Raw genomic sequence first — 16,855 nt, forward strand, 5'->3', positions numbered from 1 at the left:
CGTCCCGCTGGCGCGATCAATGGCCCAGGTGTCTCACCCTAATCTGAAACGACTATAAATCAGGGATGCATAAGTCTATTCAGAAAGCTCCAGAAACGCTCCCATGCGGCGAAACTTTTGGTAGCGCTCCTCGCGCAATTCTCGCCCGCTCAGGCTAGAAAGTTCCTTGAGATGCCTGAGAAGAGCCTCTTTGAGGGTTTGAGCAGCTTCCAAGGGCGCGCGGTGAGCGCCGCCGACCGGCTCCGGCAGGATCTCGTCGATCACCTCCAGTTGCAGCAGGTCTTGGGCGGTAATGCGCAGGGCTGCCGCCGCTTGCGGAGCTTTTTTGGCGTCTTTCCAGAGAATAGCCGCGCAGCCTTCCGGCGAGATCACGGAGTAGACGGCGTGCTCGAACATCAAGATGCGGTTGCCAATGCCAATGGCCAATGCTCCTCCGGATCCCCCTTCGCCGATGACGGTGCAGATGATGGGGATCTCCAGCCGAAAGAGGGTTTGTAAGTTGGTGGCAATGGCCTCTCCTTGGCCCTCGGCTTCCGCCTTGACGCCTGGGTAAGCCCCCGGCGTGTCGATGAAGGTGAGCAGGGGCAGGCCGAAGCGGTGGGCATGTTCCATCAGCCGCAGGGCTTTGCGGTAGCCGGCAGGATTGGGCATCCCAAAGTTGCGGTGGATGTTGTCTTTGGTGTCGCGGCCCTTTTGGTGGCCGAGGATCATCACCGGCTGCTCCCCCAGCTTGGCCAACCCGCCCACAATGGCCGGATCGTCTTGGCCGTGGCGATCCCCGTGCAGCTCAAACCAGTCGTCGCAGATGGTCTGTACGTAATCCAGGGTGGTGGGGCGGCGGGGGTGACGGGCCACCTGGAGCCGTTCTACCGGCGTGAGCTGGCTGAAGATCTCACGGCGCAGCTCTTCGGCTTTGGCTTCCAATTGGCGAATTTGCTCAGAGGCATCGATGTCGTTTTCTTCTGCCAAGGCCCGAATTTCCTGAATCCGTTGTTCTAGGGCGGCGACAGGCTGCTCAAACTCCAGCAGTAGGCGGTCGTTGGACTTGGTCATGACCGGTTGGCTAAATTTCGGGAGCGTGCTGTGACCGGCAGAGGCTGCACAGATTTCGGGGTCAGGCTTTGATCTTCTCACATGTAGATCCCTTAGGCTAGAGGGAGCAATCCCCCTACTGCCCAAGAGGGATCCCTTGTCTGCTTCTGTCTCTTCTCCCCCTTCACCCCTTCCCCCCTGGCTGCGCTGGGGGGTGGTGGGATCCGTCGTCTTGGCTATCGGGGTGGGAGCCTTTTGGCAATACGGGCGGCCTGAGCGACAAATCCGCGTCCACACGGAGAGATTGCTGCGGGCGGTGGAGCAGCGCAACTGGGATCAGGTGGAGATGCTGGTCTCTGAGGCCTATAGCGATGGTTGGGGCCTGGATAAGCAGCGGGCGCTGGCCTACAGCCGCGAGATCTTCGGGCAATTTTTTCGCTTGCGCCTCCAACCCCAAGCGCTGCAGGTGCAGCTCGGCCCAGGGGATCCCAGTCGCCAAGGACAGGCCACTCTCTGGTTTGTGATCGAGGGCTCCGGCGGCCCCTTAGCCAACCTGACGCGGGATCAGGTGAACGCCTTGGAGCAACCCTTCCGATTGAATTGGCAGCGACGGGGTGGGGAGCACTTCCGCTGGGAGCTAACCCGCGTGGAGAATCCAGAACTGCAACTGCCCCCTCTCCCCGCTCAAGAACAGACAGGCCAGAGATGAGGGTCGAACACCAACAGGGGGAGCTGGCCTTCGGCTGGCGGGATCCACTGCACAATACCCCGTTGGCGGGCCTGAGCTGCATAGCGGCTGGGGAGAGGCTGCAACTGGGAAGAGGGCAGACGGCGCAGGAGGGGCTGAGTGGGAATGGGCAGAGCCCCTGTTTCTGGGTTGTCGATCTGGTCGGACAATCCGTCCTCAGAACTGCCTGGCTGCAACAGAATAACCCCTTCCGGTTGAAAAGGGATCCCTCGGCCCAGCAACAAACGACCGGTATCCAAAAGCTGGGGGCCGCCCTCCTGAGCAAGCTGAAACTCTGCCCAGCTAAAAACTCGCCGCGCCCGATCAACAGGGAGGCCGAAGCAGTAGGAGCCCAGTTGGAAAGTAATCAAGGTCTGCCGGTTTCTCAGTTGTTCTTGCCGAGCCAGACGACGCAGGCGCAGAGGGGAAAGCAGGGGCATGGACTACCTCGCCATCAAAACGCCGGTGGAAGGTGCCGAAGAGGCTGGTTGCAGCAGTTGCCGCAGCTTTTGGATCAGCTCCTGTTCCTGGAAGGGCTTGGAGAGGTAGGCGCTGGCTCCCAGCCGCTGGGCCAGTTGGCGGTGTTTCTCGCCACTGCGGGAGGTGAGCATGACCACGGGAAGCTGGTCATACAGGGGGTGGGCACGAATCTGGGCCAGCAAGCCAAAGCCATCCAGCCGCGGCATTTCAATGTCGGTAATCACCGCTCGGATGGGAATTCCTCTCTGCAAGTGCTCGAGGGCCTCTTGTCCGTCGCGAGCCTGTTCAACCCGGAACCCTGCTCTTTCTAGGGTCATGGCCAAGAAGCGGCGCACGTTGACCGAATCTTCCACCACCAGCAGGGTGGGCTGGGCGGCAAACCTGGGCTGGGGAAGGGGATCCCTTGCCGACTGACAGGGCTGATCCCGCTGGGCGAGCAGCCAGCTCAAGAGGGCAGGCGGATCCACGAAAAGAGCGATTCGCCCATCGGCCAAAACCGTACAGCCGGAGAATCCCGACGGCAGAGGCAGACCTCCCTCCACCGGGCGCAGAGTTACCTCTTGCTCCCGCCAAAAGCGATCCACCAACAGGCCATAGGGCCGGTTGTCTTCTACCACCAGCAGCACCACAGGTCGGTCGAGAAGGGGGGTCTCGTCAATTTCCCGGCGAGGCTGCCAGCGCGCGAAGCGAAACCAGTGGCCCACAGGAATTAAAGGGATCTGCTCCCCTTCCCAGAGAAAGGAATCGGCAGGCAACTGCGGGGGGATAAGCAATTCTTCCACTGCGTTGGCCGGAAAAGCCAACATCAACCCCTGGCATTCTGTCAGCAGCACGCGGGTGACGCTCAAAGAAACGGGCAGAGTGAGGGTAAACAGCGTGCCCCGTCCCGGCCAAGATTCCACCTGCACCTGGCCGCCAATTCGTTGCAGGTTGGTGCGTACCACGTCTAGACCCACTCCCCGTCCAGATAGCTCGCTGACTCGCTCGGCGGTGCTGAAGCCCGGCTGGAAGATCAACTCCAGCAGCTCCTGGGAGCTGGCCTCAGCCAGGTCGGCAGCGGAAAACCCTATCTGCAAGGCGCGGGCCCGGATTTTATCCAGACAGATCCCTGCCCCATCGTCTCGCACCGTGATCAGAGTGCGGTTGCCCCGTTGGCTGGCGGCAATTTCGATGAGGCCCTTGGCCGGCTTGCCCTGGGCCAGGCGGGTGTCTGGAGCCTCGATGCCGTGGTCAAAGGCGTTGCGCACCAAGTGCAACAAGGGATCCGCCAAGGCCTCCAAAATCGAGCGCTCGATTAGGGTGGATCCCCCCAAGACCCGCAGCTCCACGGGCTTGCCATGGGCTAAGCTCAGCTCCCGCAGCGCTCTGGGGAAGCGATCCGTCAAATCCGATAGAGGCTGCATGCGCACCTGGTCGAGACGGGTTTGCATTTGCCTGGAGAGGCGGCTGAGCTGGCGGGCGCTGCCTTCGGTCTCCTGCAGGGTGGTGTCGATATCGTGGGTTACCTCATCAATTTGCACAACGGTTTCCATCACCTCTTGGGTCAGCAGGTGCATCTCTCCATAGCGATCCATCTCCAAGAGGTCAAAGGTATCGGCCAAGGTCAGGCCGGGATCCCCTTCTTTTTTCAAGAGCACAGAAGCAGGCACGGTGGCAGCGACGCGGTCGTAGCTGCTGCGCAGGCGGCTGTTGGTTTCTTCTAGAGTGCGAACCCGCCGTTTGAACAAGCTGACCAGCTCCCGCAGCCGTTGCAGGCGACTGTTTAAGCGGTTGCGCTCCCCTATGAGCTCTCCCAACAGCTCCCCCAACTGTTCCAGAGGGCGAGCCGGCACCCGTAGCATCTCGGCAGCGCTTTTGGCCCCGGCTGGAATCGAATCCGGCAGCTCGGTGGCTCCTGCCATTGCAGGGGGAGGGGCTTCTGGCGGGGGGGAAACTGGAGGCTCTGCCGGATCCCAGGAGCTGGGGAGAAGAGCGACCTGACCGACCAGCACCAGGGCCTGCGAGCGTCGCCAAGCTTGTAAAGCCGCCTGAGCAACGGGCAACACCTGCTCCTTGGCATTTGGCGGCAGCGTCTCCAGAGCTTGGACTACTGAGCCGCACAGGGTGGCAAAGGCAGGCAGATCCAACATTTCCCCCAGCGCCCCCAGCTCTTGGGCAGCAATGAGAAACTCCTCCCGCAAACAGGGCTGCTCGGGGTGGGCCAGCACACCTTCCAACCGCTGCAGACAGGCCTCCACCTCGGTTGCAAACAGCAGCACCCGCATATCGCCCCCGGCCTCTGCTGCCAGGACTTGGACGTTGTCCTCAGGCTGCAACTCTCCCAACTGCTCTCGCAATTGATCGAAAAGAGGCTGCACCCGCTCTGCCAGCCAAGATTCGTCCAAAAGCCGCTGCTGGCGGTGCTGCTGGGCTATTTGGCGCATGCAATCCAACGCCGCCAAGAGGTTGCGCTCCACTGCGGGGTCGGCTTTTTGGGGATCCACCTGCAAGATCTTGAAACCATCTTCCAGGCGATGGGCCAAGTCGCTAAGCACCGGAAAGCCCATCATGGCCGCCCCGCCCTTGATGGAATGAGCAGCCCGCAGCAAGCGATCCAAACGGGGGCGATCCAAACTCTGGGATCCCAGGCCCAACACCCCTGCCTCCAGGGTGTCGAGGTAAGCCTGGGCTTCGTCCAAAAACTGCAGCCTAACCTGCCACTCGCGTGGGTCGAGGGAAGTGGGATTCGGCCCCATGCTAAACCGCCTCCCCCACCTTGAAGGTGGACACAGAAGTCTGCAACTGACGGGCAACCGCCACCGTAGCCTGGAGAGAGTTGGCCACCTGCTGCGAGGCTGCCGCCGTCTGGGCGGCAATGTTGGCGATTTGCTGCATCAACTGGCGCACCGTTTGAGATGCATCTGCCTGGGCATCGGTGGAGCGGGCAATGGCCTGAAAGAGCTGGTTCACCTGCCGCGAGACTTCCACAATTTGTCCCAGGCTCTGCTTGGCTGCTTCCACCAAGCGGGTTCCCTCCACCACCTGGCCGGTGCTGGTTTCCATCGCCTGTACCACCTCGCCGGTTTCCCGTTGGATCCCTTCCACAATGCGCTCGATCTCGCGGGTGGCTTCTGCCGACTGGGCCGCCAGTGCCCCGACTTCCTCGGCGACCACCGCAAAACCTCGCCCTTCTTCGCCGGCACGGGCTGCCTCGATACTGGCGTTCACCGCCAAGAGGTTGGTTTTCAGCGCAATCTGGTTGATCAAGGACACCACCTTGGAAATCTGCTGGGAAGATTCCCCCAGCCGCTTCACCTTCTTGGCCGTTTCGGCCACCGTTTCCCGCAGTTGCAGGATGTTTTGCACTGTGCGATCCATAGTCAAGCTGCTGTTGATGGCCGTGGCGGCGGCAGATTCGGCAACGGTGGCGGCCTGTTGGGCTTTATCGGCTACCTCCTCGATTGAGAGCGTCATTTGCTCGACAGAGCGCAAGGTCTCTTCGATTTGGGTGGCCTGTCGGAGAGCGGCTTCGGCCAACTCGCGAATGGCTGCCTCGTCACGACCAATGGATTGGTTGACTTGACCGGCGGCCTGCTGCACTTGAATCACGATGTCGCGCAAGCTCTCGATAATGACGTTGAAAAAGTCCGCCATGATGCCAACTTGTCCGGCTGTTAGCTGCGCCCGCACCGTGAGATCCCCCCGCGAGGCTTCTGTGACCTCGCTGATAAGCTGCAGCAGCTCTCTTTGCAGCGCTTCCGACCGCTCCCGTTCCTGGGCGGCCACGGCTTTTTGCTCCAGCGCCCCCAGGTTACCCAAAGCTTGACCCAGGCGGTTGGCCAGCTCTGCCAAGGTTTTCTGTTCTTCGTCAGACCAGCTCTGGCTTTGGGCGCGGCCTATTGCCAAAAAACCGTAAAGCTCATCGCCACGCACCACCGGCGCTATCATCTCGGCTTTCAGTTGGGCTGTGGCCAGCCTCTGCAGGTAGTCGGCGCCCAGATCTGGCCTAGGCACCGGGCCAAAAGCGTAAACTTGCCCGCCGTGGAGAGCCTGCTGGATCGGAGCCGGGATCCTGCGGAGGAGGGTGCCCAAGGTGTCGGGCAGGCGGCTGTCGTGAGATTCAGCGATAACCTGCGCCTCTTCGGGAGCGGTCAAGCGATAGAAGGCCACTCGTTCGGCACCGAAGCGCTGGCGCATCTCGCCCAACAAGTCAGTTAGGGGATCGATCAGCTCTTGCTCTTGGCGAATCCGGGCAATATCGGCAAACCGCTGGGCCAGTCGGGTGTCGGAAACTTGTCGCTCGTAGGTGGCGTTGCGTTCCCGCACAAAGTTGCGCACCAGGATCAAAATGATCCCCCAGCTCAGCAGCAGAATCGGGAAGCTGATGCCGGAAAAGATCAAAGCCTGCAGCAGATCTTGCTCGTAAAGCTGGACGCTGGCCTGAATGTTGCTGCGAATGGCCTCCAGGGTTTGGTTGATCCCTTCGGCGTAGATGCGCTTTTGCTCTTCGTACTCAGGGCTGTGCAGCAAGTTGAAAGCCCGTTCCTGCTCGCCGGCCCGAATCAGATCAAAAGCCTGCACTTCCCACTCCACCAGCTTGATGTTGGCTGCTGTGGTTTTGGCTGCATAGGCTTCGTAAGAGGCGGGATCCAATTGCTGAATCTCCGCCAGCACCTCATCCAACTGAGGGACATGGATGTTGTAGCGCTCTTCCCAGGACAGATCCCCGCTGGCAGCGGCCATGCGGGCAGACATGGTCAAGACTTCATCCAAATAGATCACCTGATCGCTCAGGTTTTGCAGGGTGAACTGCCGCGAGATCGCCGGCTTGAACTCGAAATAGGTGCGGGCTACGCTGCCGGCAGAGACGGCAAACAGCAGGGAGCTGATGCCCAGAGGAAAACTGATTGCCAGGGCCAGGCGGGATCCCGCGACTTTGCGTTGGGGCCGGGAAGATGGAGCAGGCCTGAGAAAGAGGGGACGGAAGGAAACCATAGAATTTTGCCTTTAAGTGAGGGTAAGTCGGGGAAAAGGTCGCCAAGATCAAGGGTTTGCCGAGGAATCAACTGAGTTGAGCTTTTGGACAATGGCAAGAGGGTCGAGCACCCAGAGAGGCTCATCCCCTTCCAACACCAGCCCTTTGCAAGAGTCGTAGAAGTTCTCCAGTCGAAAGTTGTTTTGTGCTGCCTGGGCTTTTGTTAAGGGTTGGATCTCCTCGGCGGGCACTCGAGCTACTCCTTTCACGTGTTGGGTTGCCAGGCCCAAGCCTGTTCGCACTGGCGATGCAGAGCCCCCAAATTCTGGGCGCATCACCACCAAGTGGTGTTCGGGCTGCCCAAAGTCCAAGGGCTCTAGGCCGAGAAATTGCGGCAGATCCAGTCCCCAGAGAATGCGATTGCGATAGTTGAACAAGCCCAGCACCCATGCGGGCTGGTTGGGGAGAAGGGTAAAGTGGTGCGGGCCAACAATTAGAGCTTCCTGGGCAAATGCCATGGGCAAAAGGGCCCGACAGTCTACCCCCAACTGTAGATGTAAGTACAGCTCGCCGGTACGGGTAGAAGTAGGGCTGTGTGGGGAGAAAGCTACCGCCATTGCCGTTCTCGCTCTGCCAATTCTAAGACATCTCCTAAGAACAATTCGTGATAATCACAGGGATCCTAACTGGAGGCGCAGCTCAGCAAGGACAGGAGTGGCAAAAATCATGAGCTCGGGCTGAGCACTACTGATTTCACGGCCCGCAAAATGTCTTCGCGGGTAAAAGGCTTGGTCAGATAAAGATCGATCCCTTGCTTCATGCCCCAGAGTTTGTCCAGCTCTTGATTTTTAGAAGTACAGGCCACAACGGGCAACTTTTGGGTTTCCGGGTTTTTCTTGATTTGGCGGCACAATTCCAGCCCGCTCATGCCTTCCATGACCAAGTCCGTCAGCACCACATCGGGTTTGTCGTTGCGGATCTGCTGCAATGCCTCTTGGGCGTTGGCCACCGCTACCACCTGATAGCCTTCTGAGCGGAGGTAATCGCTGATGAGCTGTCGCTCCGAGGCCACATCTTCCACCACAAGAACTTTCACCATGATCGACATCTCCTTATCTCTTTTTCGACGAACCTTTAGAGGGATCCCTAGCTGAGATAGCGAAACACCATCTGCAGCAATTCTTCCTGCCGAAAGGGCTTGGTCAGGTAATCGGTGGCACCGGCCAGGCGCGCCTTCACCCGATCGATCAGACCTTTGTGGCCTGTGACCATCACCACCGGCACATCCTTTAACACGGAGGATTTGCGGATGAGGCTGCACAATTGGTAGCCATCCACGTTGGGCATACCCACGTCCAGCAGGATCAAATCTGGCTTGAGGGTGGTCAGCTTCATCAGGGCTTTCAAAGAGTCGCTGATGGTGTGAATGACCAGGTTGTGCCCTTCCAACAACCGCTGCAACTCGCTGAGCATGGCTTCGCTGTCGTCAATACAGGCCACAATCCAGGTTTTCGAGGCTTGGGGAGATGGGCCTAGATCTGCAAGCCCGTTGGCCAGGTGAAGAGGGACGGTGGGAGTTTCTGAGGGCTGTGATTCTGTCTCAAGCTTGGCCGAGTAGGTTTTGGGCAGCCGATCAAAGGGGGGCTGGGGATCCCGCAGGACAAGGATACCGGCTTTGACCAGAGGATGTAGGCGGCGAGCGATCTGGAGGTCGTCTTGATCGAGAAGGGCGCTCAACTGGCGGAAGCTAAACCCCTTCAGTAACCGGCCTAGCCGTTCCTGTTGCTCGGCGGGAAGGCGTTCTGCCTGGGCCCGGCTGGCAAAGTAGGGCCGTTGGTAGGGGGAGGTGATCTCAGGCCCCAAAGATTGCCATGCCCGTAGCCGCTTTTGGATCAGGTCGAGCAGGGATCCCCCATCCCACTGGCCCAGGGTGGGCACGTTGTCCAGTGGGATGATCTCCTGCTGAAAGCCCCCTGGAACCAGCAACAGATTTTGCAGCACCTCCTCGCCGATCCAAGCATTCAACCTGCGCGCAGCTTCCCAAGGCAGCAGTTGCTCCGTTACCATCCAACTCAGCCCCAGAAGGTCTGCAGGTAGAGGCCCAGTCTCCTGAGCCAATAGCGCCTCCACCTGCCGATGGATGCGTAGGCAATTTTGGCGAGTCAGAGAAAAGACTTGATGGCTGAGCCGACGCAGGTGGCGATCCAAGCGCTCCAAGGGCTCCAAGCTGTGGTGAGCAAACCCCAGGCGACCTTGGTGAAACACCAATGACCAAGTGCCCAGCCCCTCCCCTTTGTCCAAGGCACTGAAATACCGAACAACTCCTGTGAAGCTGACCTCTGCGTTCAGCAGATGGGCCGAGACTTCTGTACAGACGGGGGGACAGTTCATGGGTCGAGAGGACGTGCTCGGACAATTTCCTGCGCTGAGGTTGATGACACGACTGAAGTCTTAGCTACCCCACAAGCCGGTGAAAAAATGCTTTCCAGAATACAGTTCAAGCCCAGCCCTGACCCAGACGAGATCTTTAGATGAGCCAAGCCCAACAAGACGGCCAAGGCTGCACGAACTCAAAGGCAGTTTCAGCGTTCAATCCGTATTCAGAAAAACTCTCCTCCTGGGGAGATCGATGACTATTGCTCATCAGCCAATCTCTAAAGGTGAAGGCTAGCCCTCAGATTGTCTGCTGGCTTTCTTACTCGGGAACTTCCCGCGGAAAGCCTGCAAGACAAGATAAAGGTAACCCCGATAAACCTCTTCCGTAAAAATACGGAACTTAGGTCTTCTCCAATTTCCAAAGCTGCTCCAGGTGGGCTTGGCAGCGGCGCAGCAGTTGCCGACTCTCTTCAAAACTGATCTGCTCCAAGGCTTCGGGGTAGGAGCACCAGCGGTAGGCGGCCACCTCCTCTGGTTGCACCTGTAGCTCAGGGGGAGGAAATTGGGGCGGCAGCAAGGCCACGTAGTAGGTAACGGTTTTGGCCACTCGGTTCCCCTCTGGATCCGTAAAGGTGTAGGCTTCCTGCAGCGTCAAAGGGTCAGACTGGCCGGGCAGGGTCAGAAGCTGGTAGTCGGTCAAGCCGGTTTCCTCTCGCAATTCTCGCTGCGCCGCCTCCAGGTCGCTTTCGGAGCCATCCTTGTGCCCTTTTGGGAAAGCCCAATGCCCCTTCTGGTGCTGGATGAGCAGATACAAATGCGAAGAGCCGGGTCCGGGAGCTTCCTGGGCGGGTGGGTGGGGCAGGATGGGGATCACCCCATAGGCAGCATCTATCAGCATTGGGGAGCTAATCTCCAAAGAGTTTGATGGCTGGCGGCTTAGGAGCGAAGACCTCGTTGGGATCCACCTGCGGGCGCTCTACCCCCTGCAGGGGCGAGAGGGGGCGACCGGTGTCGAATTGGAAGAGATAGATGGGCAACTGGCCATTCCCCAGAGGCAAAAGAGCTAAAGTATCGATTTGGGTCAGGGCGTTGCGGCTGGTGGGTCGGGTTAGGTTGAAAGCAACGATTCGGTCTTCCAAGGAATTGTCCGGGCTGGAGCGCCGGCCCAGGCCAATGCTGAACTGCTGGTTGCCCTGCTCATCCACTCCCAAGGCCCGCACATCTCCCAACTCCGCTTGAGGAGCGCTCCCCGGCAGGCCGGCTACCACCGGCGGCGCATCCACCGGCGGCTGCGAAGGCAAAAAGCGCAACTCCCCACCATCCGGTAGGATTTGGTAGTCCTGATAGTCGTGCTGGATGGAAAGGGATCCCCTGAACACGCGGCGGTTCAGGCCCTCCAGGGTCCAAAAGCCATAGCCCAAATTGATGCGGGTGCTCTCCGGCAGCCAGTAGCGCTCCCCTCCCTCGGGAGCTGGCACCGCCGTAAACCCCATCAGGACATAGGCCTGCCCCCACACCCCCGACAAAAACAGCAACACCTGCCGCGGCAGCCCCGACTGCGGATCCAGCCACAGCTCCCGCAACTGGCCTTCCTGAATGGGCTCTAGGCGCAAGTGCTGGACAGGGGATCCAGCCAAATCCACCCGTTCTGAGGAGAGGACGCGGTAGCGGCTGGGATCCGCCTTCAAGTAAAAGCTCACCGAGGGCAAGAGGGCTTCCGGTCGGCTCACATACACCGAGTACAGCTGCAGCAGATCCGACTGGTTCACCACTTCCAATTGGCGCGAATCCAAGAGGCGGATGCGATCCCCTTCGGCTACCCAAGCCTGCCAACTGCCGTCGCGGCGGTAGAGCACATCCAACGTGGCTGTGAAGGTTTGGGATCCCTCTACCCGCACCTGCTGGCGATATTGCAAGTTGGGCAAAGGGGGCAATTGCTCTAGAGCGGCGTTGTAGCGCTCCAGCCAAGCTTGGGGATCCTGCTTAGGGCTGGCAAGAGAAGAGGGAGCCGATTGGGCCACGGCTGGATCCCCTGACGGCAGACCGACCAGTCCCGTTACCAGGAACACCACCCCGCCGAGATAGCCCCAGCCTCGAAGGGATCCCTGCCGCTTCCTAAATTGGGAGGGTTCAGGGAACATCAGCTCACCTCGCAACACCGCTCTTGCTGCCCTTCTTGTCGCTGCTTGTGCCCGGATCAGAGCGCTTCCCACGACCGTGAGTAACCCTTTGGAAGGGATCCCTACTCTCTGCCCGCCGATTGAGTACGCCTATTCAATGGAAATGGATTGGGGGCCGTCGGAGCGACCGGAAGGCGGGGGCTCCTCCACCCTCAGCCCCTGGGACTCCAGCCAACTGCGCAAGGGATCCTGCTTCACATCCAAACGCAGCAGGCCGCTGAGAAAACCGCCACAGAACGGAACAGGATTGCTCAGAAAGGTCTTCCAGACCTCATTTATCTCCATAGCCGCAACACCAACCACCCCCCCAATCCTAGCAAGGCCGGCAGGTGGGGATCCCCTCCCTTGGCTAGACGGCAATCAACTTCTCTCGGTTTATGTTCTGCAGCACACTAAAAATGCTGTTGCCAATGCGCTGGAACTCTTTACTGCTTTTGTCGGCAAAGTGCAATACCCAAGGAAGCCTACAGGCTTGAAAACCACTGGCGGGATGAAGCTGGGAGAGATGGTAAGTTTGTATAGCCAGAACTTCCAAAGGAGTGTTGCCGTGTTCATGGACAACTCGCAGCGGTCTTGCGCTGCCAATTGGCACCGAGGACTTCTTAATGGGCTGGCTTGTTACGAGCATAAATGACCTTCGTTCATGGTCAAAAATGACAGTGCCCATTGCAGCGTCTCTATAGCTTCCTTTTTCCTCTCTTCCCATTCTGACTGTGCCACTTTTGCGAACCCCAACAATATCCACAGCAATCTTTTCTTTTCTTAGTTCCTCAATTGTTTTATCAAATTCGCCTCTTTGAACTAAGCCATCCCTCATCAAAAGAACCTTTCTAGGGTATCGATGAAATTTGTTGTAGAATCTATTGACGAGCTTGGACACGGTTTGATAAATTGCCTCGCCGGAAAAAGTTTCTCCTCTTTGTATATCGGGCAACTCCCAGCCTAAGCTTTGACCATTGGCCAGTACCGCGAAGGCAGAGGTTCCGTAGTAAAGCTCTCGATTCGTCCCCACATCAAAACCAATGGTAAGCTCGGAGCATTCAGGATGATCGAGGGGTTCAAGCAACACGGGTTGCCACGCAGCTTTACACAGAAGTCCTAGTACGACATTTAGAGCTTTGTAGGGGTCAGCTCCAGGAATCATAAACTGAGTTGCTATTCCTGCTCGAAGTGCTTGCAAGCGGATCTTTTGCTTGTGCTCATTAGGCGACAAGGGCATGACAACCAGAACGGTTTTGATCCCTTTGTCGGCCCAGCTTTGCCAAAACCTCTGTTGAGCAAGGTCGCCTTCAGGCAAATCTTGACGGGTTGCGTAAAAGTCTATTTCAACTCTTGCTCCGCTCTTTTTAGCTACTTCAAGTAGGCACTTGCGAACATCAGTAGGATACTCACGTTTATTATCGTCAAGATTTAGAAGTCCAAACTTTGTCTCGCCAACTCTTGCACATCCTTGGTACCTAACTCTCGCGGGGTTTTGGACTTGTCTATGACCAAACCCCAATAGCCTTGGACTTGGCATAATGTATCCTTCTGCTTTTAGGGGGTCAGCCTGAAAGTCAGAAATATTGTAGACATTTTCTATAATAGTTTTTGCGGTCTCTTTAGACTCTTTCAATCTCTCTTCTAAACTTTTTCTGATGTGCTCGCTAACCAAGGAGCTAACTTTTTTGCCAGTCCATCTTTGATCTTCTATACTTGCTAGCATCTCCAAAGTTAAAACAGGCGACAGTCTCCGCGATAGATGAAGGATAGGCTCTGCCTTTTGTCTGAAATTGCGTTCTCTCGAGACCACTTGAACCACCAGAGAGCCATCAACTTCTTCTGGAGTTGCTCCGTACTTCTGTACATGATAATCCGCTAAGCTAGTGTTTAGCTCCGCTAACCATACTTCCCTTGGCGACTGATTGGAGATAATGCCTCGATACTCCCAAGTTAGGTATTTATTATTTTTTGTCCTGTATGTGTTTCGTACAATTTCAATTGAGACATCTGGGTAATTTTCCAGCCACTCATGCAGCGTCCATGGGCTGTAGAAATGGTATCGGATGTCGATCTCTAGATAGAGCTTCTTATCTTGTCTAATAACAACGTCTAGCTCTCTTCCTCTGTGAACCTCCCACCCATCTCCGCAAAGTGGTTTTACTCCTTCAATCCGTTCTACTCCTTCCAGACCCGTAACCCACCAGATCAATCCTCCTCCTGTTGATCGCTCAATCTCTGTTTTTTTGTACTTAGATCTTAGACTCCAATCTAGTTTCTTGCGCTCGAAAGTTTCTAGAGCCTGTCTCTCTGTAGGGTCTGTACAATCTAGAGCCTTAGAACCAAGCTCTTCCAACTCCCATTCCTCTGTTTTGAGTTTACTGGCCGGAACTTTTTCTCGGGTTATGATGCGATTTCCCAGACGAACAGCCATTACACCTAGCTGATTACAAATCTTGGAGAGAGCCCTCTGCTCCTCTCCTAGATCTGGAAGAGGGTTTGGCCTGCAACTATACTCATAGAAGGTGAGCTCTTCTTGAGTTAGCTCCTTGACGAAGAAGCGATTAAGAGTAACCTCAACTTTCTTCTGGAGTAAATTCATTGGCAGACTCTAGTTTCAAGTTTCTCTCTAGGATCTCTAGGATAAGCTCTAATTCTCCTGCTCTTCACGAGGGATCTCCAAACAACCCTGGCGGAGCCAAATCTCTACTGATCGCCTCCGCCTGAAACCGACCGCTCATGCCCACCACCTGCCACTCGGCGCTGCGATTTCCCTGGCGGAAGCGCAGCCGTCGGGCTCGCAACGGCACCACTTCTACAGCTTCTACCAGAAATTGTTGGTATTCGCCCAAATAGTCTCGGTAATCCGGGGGCAAGTCAGCGCTGCTGTTGATTTGAATCCAAAACACCCGTCCTGCTTCGTTGCCATAGGCGCGGATTTGTTCCTGGCCGCGGTATTGCTCCACCCCGCGCAGCCGCTGTCGTCCCACCTGCACAGACTCAGCCCACTCCGGCAAGGGATCCCCTAAGCTCACGGCCCACCCTGGCCCACCTAGCCCCAACCAACACAACAACAGCAGTCCCCAAACCCAAGGCCATCTGTGCAGCGTGCTGTTCCCGGTTTTCAAGGCTCGACCGAACATGGCAAGTTCTTCTCCGCAAGTGATCCCAATGCTTTTGGATGTTGAAAACAACTTCGTCTCAACGTAGGCGAAAGCCGATCCGACCGCCTTCAATATCAAAGGCAACGTCAGCGTTGAAAAACAGTGGCATGCCCAACAGTTGCACTCCTTGGTTGCCGTTAACAAAAATCCGATCCCGGCTGGGCGTAATGGGAAAGCCAACCCGAATGCGGTAGTCAAAAGCCCCCTCCAGCACAGCTCGCCATTCAGCGCCGGGGGGCAAGGTCGAGGTGGAGAAAGGAGCTGCCCCCAACAGCCTGACGTTGAGAAAAATGTCGGAAGAACCACTGTCAAAAACGGTGGGGCTGAGAGCATTTTGAATAGAAGTGTTGCTGATGCTGTAGGCCACTTGCAAAGCCTCATCCCGCCAGATGGGTGTGCCATCGGGAAAGCTTCCCACCTGGGGAAACTGCCGGAAATTGAAGCCGGCGGTGTTGGCCGCCGTTAGGCCAACCGTGAACAGGCCCTGGGTGGAGTTGAAGCCCCCCGTTTGGATCATGTACCCAGAGCGGAAATTGCCCGGAAGGCGGGTGAGCGGACTAAACAGCTCGCGGTCGGGGCTGCGCTCATCCAAGGACGTGCCTAGGATCCCGGCGAAGGGCCGCCCTTCTCCAAACAAGTTCTCTGAACAACTGGCCACCAGGGCGTCCACACAGGTGATCCGGTCGATCAACTGAATCGTTACCGGCTCCCGACTGGGGATCCCGCCTATGCTGAAGGGGGCGCGGGCCAACACGCCGATAAATTGCGTGCCATCTCCGAACGTCACGGTGGAAGGGATCCCCGTCCGCTCCAGGCCAAAGCGACCTGCTGCTGTCGCTATGATGCGCAAACCTGCCGAGCCGGTATCCAGTAACACCTCAGCTCCGCTCCCGGCCACCCCCACTGTCAGGCCCAGGAGCTTGAAGCGGCTGTTGCCCAGGGTACGCACCGGCATGGGAATCGACTCGGTTCCCGGTTGAGGTGGGAGAGGGATCAACGCAGGGGGGGAAGCTGCAGATTCCCCCTGGCCAGAACATCCGGCACCGAGCAGCAGCAAGGTCAAGATCCCAACCAGGGCGATCACCATTCCCCAAGGGCTGTGCCAAGCCCACCCAGACCGTGGCTCATCCTTTGGGCCCGACCTCGCCTGCATTGAATACCCACACTGAATTAAAAGGAGCCTAGCCCGGTTGCAACCGGTAAACAGCACGCTCAAACCTGGGGGATTTGGATCCCGGCCAAGGACAGTGTACACAAAGCTGGCTGAGGGAGAGTGCGCAATAGCGCTGTCAACTGTGGAGTTGTGGGGCTGGATGGGCTGCAGCCTACAGCATTAGCTCCGCCTGCCAATCGACCACTTTTTGGAAGCGAAAAGCGCCCGCCAGGGCCCCCCAAACCTGCTGGTGGGTGATGGGATCCATCCCTCGGTCATGGCTGCAAAACTCGCTCTCGCTCAGGTGCAAGGTGGTCTGCAAATAGGTGGCTTGGCCGTTGCGCACCACGCAACACCGGCACCCCGGCTCCGTCGCGCCGATGAAGAGGGATCCCTGCCTCTTCACATGCACATCACACCCCTCTAGATAGGCTAGGTCGGCAGCCTGCAGTTGACTCAGTTGGTCTGCCCTCTCCCGAGCACAGCCCCGCCACCGCTGCGGCTCCAAAGGGCGATAGTTGCGAATCAGGATCCCATCGCTTGCCTGAGTCAATTCCACCACCGCCTGCCGATAGGGATCTTCCAAATGGCCGCTGTAGGCTTGCTCCACATAAAAGCCGATCCCGCCCAAAACTTGGGCCGGCAAGGGGCGGTAGGCCACTCGGATTTGGGCAAAAAACGGTGGATTCTCCCAGGCTTGCTCTTGGTTGCTGAAGTCTCCTGCCAGCCAACGCGCCATCTGCAGCAGCTCTGGGGAAGGAGTCCGATCCAACCCAATAGGCATAAGCGGGCATCCAGAACTTCTGTAAA

At 57.6% G+C, this 16,855-nt stretch carries 15 protein-coding genes; 1 reads left to right on the forward strand and 14 read right to left on the reverse strand.

Annotated features, from left to right (window positions below; all coding sequences use genetic code 11):
* Nucleotides 1-75: 75 nt before the first annotated feature.
* Nucleotides 76-1,053, reverse strand: coding sequence for an acetyl-CoA carboxylase carboxyltransferase subunit alpha (locus NW819_RS04855; RefSeq protein WP_414408733.1), 978 nt, complete (start codon nucleotides 1,051-1,053; stop codon nucleotides 76-78).
* Nucleotides 1,054-1,189: 136 nt separating this feature from the next.
* On the opposite strand from NW819_RS04855, the gene NW819_RS04860 reads away from it, so the two are divergent.
* A complete protein-coding gene (locus NW819_RS04860) occupies nucleotides 1,190-1,741 on the forward strand; it encodes a hypothetical protein (RefSeq protein ID WP_414408734.1) in 552 nt (183 codons plus the stop codon).
* Here the strand turns inward: NW819_RS04860 and NW819_RS04865 are convergent.
* From NW819_RS04865 to NW819_RS04925, 13 genes are all read right to left on the reverse strand, one after another.
* Nucleotides 1,717-2,199 (reverse strand): hypothetical protein, encoded by a 483-nt coding sequence (locus NW819_RS04865; protein ID WP_099812950.1) that lies wholly within the window; start codon nucleotides 2,197-2,199, stop codon nucleotides 1,717-1,719. The genes NW819_RS04860 and NW819_RS04865 overlap by 25 nt on opposite strands.
* A 3-nt stretch (nucleotides 2,200-2,202) precedes the next feature.
* On the reverse strand, nucleotides 2,203-4,974 hold the full coding sequence (locus NW819_RS04870; protein ID WP_011434294.1) for a hybrid sensor histidine kinase/response regulator: 2,772 nt from the start codon (nucleotides 4,972-4,974) through the stop codon (nucleotides 2,203-2,205).
* A gap of 1 nt (nucleotide 4,975) precedes the next feature.
* Nucleotides 4,976-7,213, reverse strand: coding sequence for a methyl-accepting chemotaxis protein (locus tag NW819_RS04875; protein WP_414329978.1), 2,238 nt, complete (start codon nucleotides 7,211-7,213; stop codon nucleotides 4,976-4,978).
* Nucleotides 7,214-7,261: 48 nt separating this feature from the next.
* Nucleotides 7,262-7,810 carry a chemotaxis protein CheW gene (locus tag NW819_RS04880; RefSeq protein ID WP_011430974.1) on the reverse strand — a complete coding sequence of 183 codons (549 nt, stop codon included), beginning with the start codon at nucleotides 7,808-7,810 and terminating at the stop codon, nucleotides 7,262-7,264.
* 107 nt (nucleotides 7,811-7,917) lie between these two features.
* Nucleotides 7,918-8,292, reverse strand: a complete 375-nt coding sequence (locus tag NW819_RS04885; RefSeq protein ID WP_011434291.1) for a response regulator — start codon at nucleotides 8,290-8,292, stop codon at nucleotides 7,918-7,920.
* 47 nt (nucleotides 8,293-8,339) lie between these two features.
* Nucleotides 8,340-9,584, reverse strand: a complete 1,245-nt coding sequence (locus tag NW819_RS04890; protein WP_414413063.1) for a response regulator — start codon at nucleotides 9,582-9,584, stop codon at nucleotides 8,340-8,342.
* A gap of 385 nt (nucleotides 9,585-9,969) precedes the next feature.
* Entirely contained in the window at nucleotides 9,970-10,467 is a 498-nt protein-coding gene (locus NW819_RS04895) for a bis(5'-nucleosyl)-tetraphosphatase (protein ID WP_414356836.1), read from the reverse strand.
* A 7-nt stretch (nucleotides 10,468-10,474) separates the two neighbouring features.
* Nucleotides 10,475-11,710 carry a hypothetical protein gene (locus NW819_RS04900; RefSeq protein WP_414413064.1) on the reverse strand — a complete coding sequence of 412 codons (1,236 nt, stop codon included), beginning with the start codon at nucleotides 11,708-11,710 and terminating at the stop codon, nucleotides 10,475-10,477.
* A 129-nt stretch (nucleotides 11,711-11,839) separates the two neighbouring features.
* Nucleotides 11,840-12,034, reverse strand: coding sequence for a hypothetical protein (locus tag NW819_RS04905; RefSeq protein WP_414413065.1), 195 nt, complete (start codon nucleotides 12,032-12,034; stop codon nucleotides 11,840-11,842).
* A gap of 64 nt (nucleotides 12,035-12,098) precedes the next feature.
* The gene (locus tag NW819_RS04910; RefSeq protein ID WP_414413066.1) at nucleotides 12,099-14,162 is read right to left on the reverse strand and encodes an argonaute PAZ domain-containing protein; all 2,064 of its coding nucleotides are present in this window, start codon (nucleotides 14,160-14,162) and stop codon (nucleotides 12,099-12,101) included.
* Between the two features lie 232 nt (nucleotides 14,163-14,394).
* Nucleotides 14,395-14,871 carry a hypothetical protein gene (locus tag NW819_RS04915; protein WP_414413067.1) on the reverse strand — a complete coding sequence of 159 codons (477 nt, stop codon included), beginning with the start codon at nucleotides 14,869-14,871 and terminating at the stop codon, nucleotides 14,395-14,397.
* A gap of 58 nt (nucleotides 14,872-14,929) precedes the next feature.
* Nucleotides 14,930-15,979 (reverse strand): hypothetical protein, encoded by a 1,050-nt coding sequence (locus NW819_RS04920; RefSeq protein WP_414413068.1) that lies wholly within the window; start codon nucleotides 15,977-15,979, stop codon nucleotides 14,930-14,932.
* Between the two features lie 238 nt (nucleotides 15,980-16,217).
* Nucleotides 16,218-16,855, reverse strand: a 638-nt coding sequence (locus tag NW819_RS04925) for a chromophore lyase CpcT/CpeT (protein ID WP_414413069.1), incomplete at its 5' end; no start/stop codon positions are given.

The organism is Synechococcus sp. R8-2, from assembly GCF_047461715.1.
GTDB lineage: Bacteria > Cyanobacteriota > Cyanobacteriia > Thermostichales > Thermostichaceae > Thermostichus.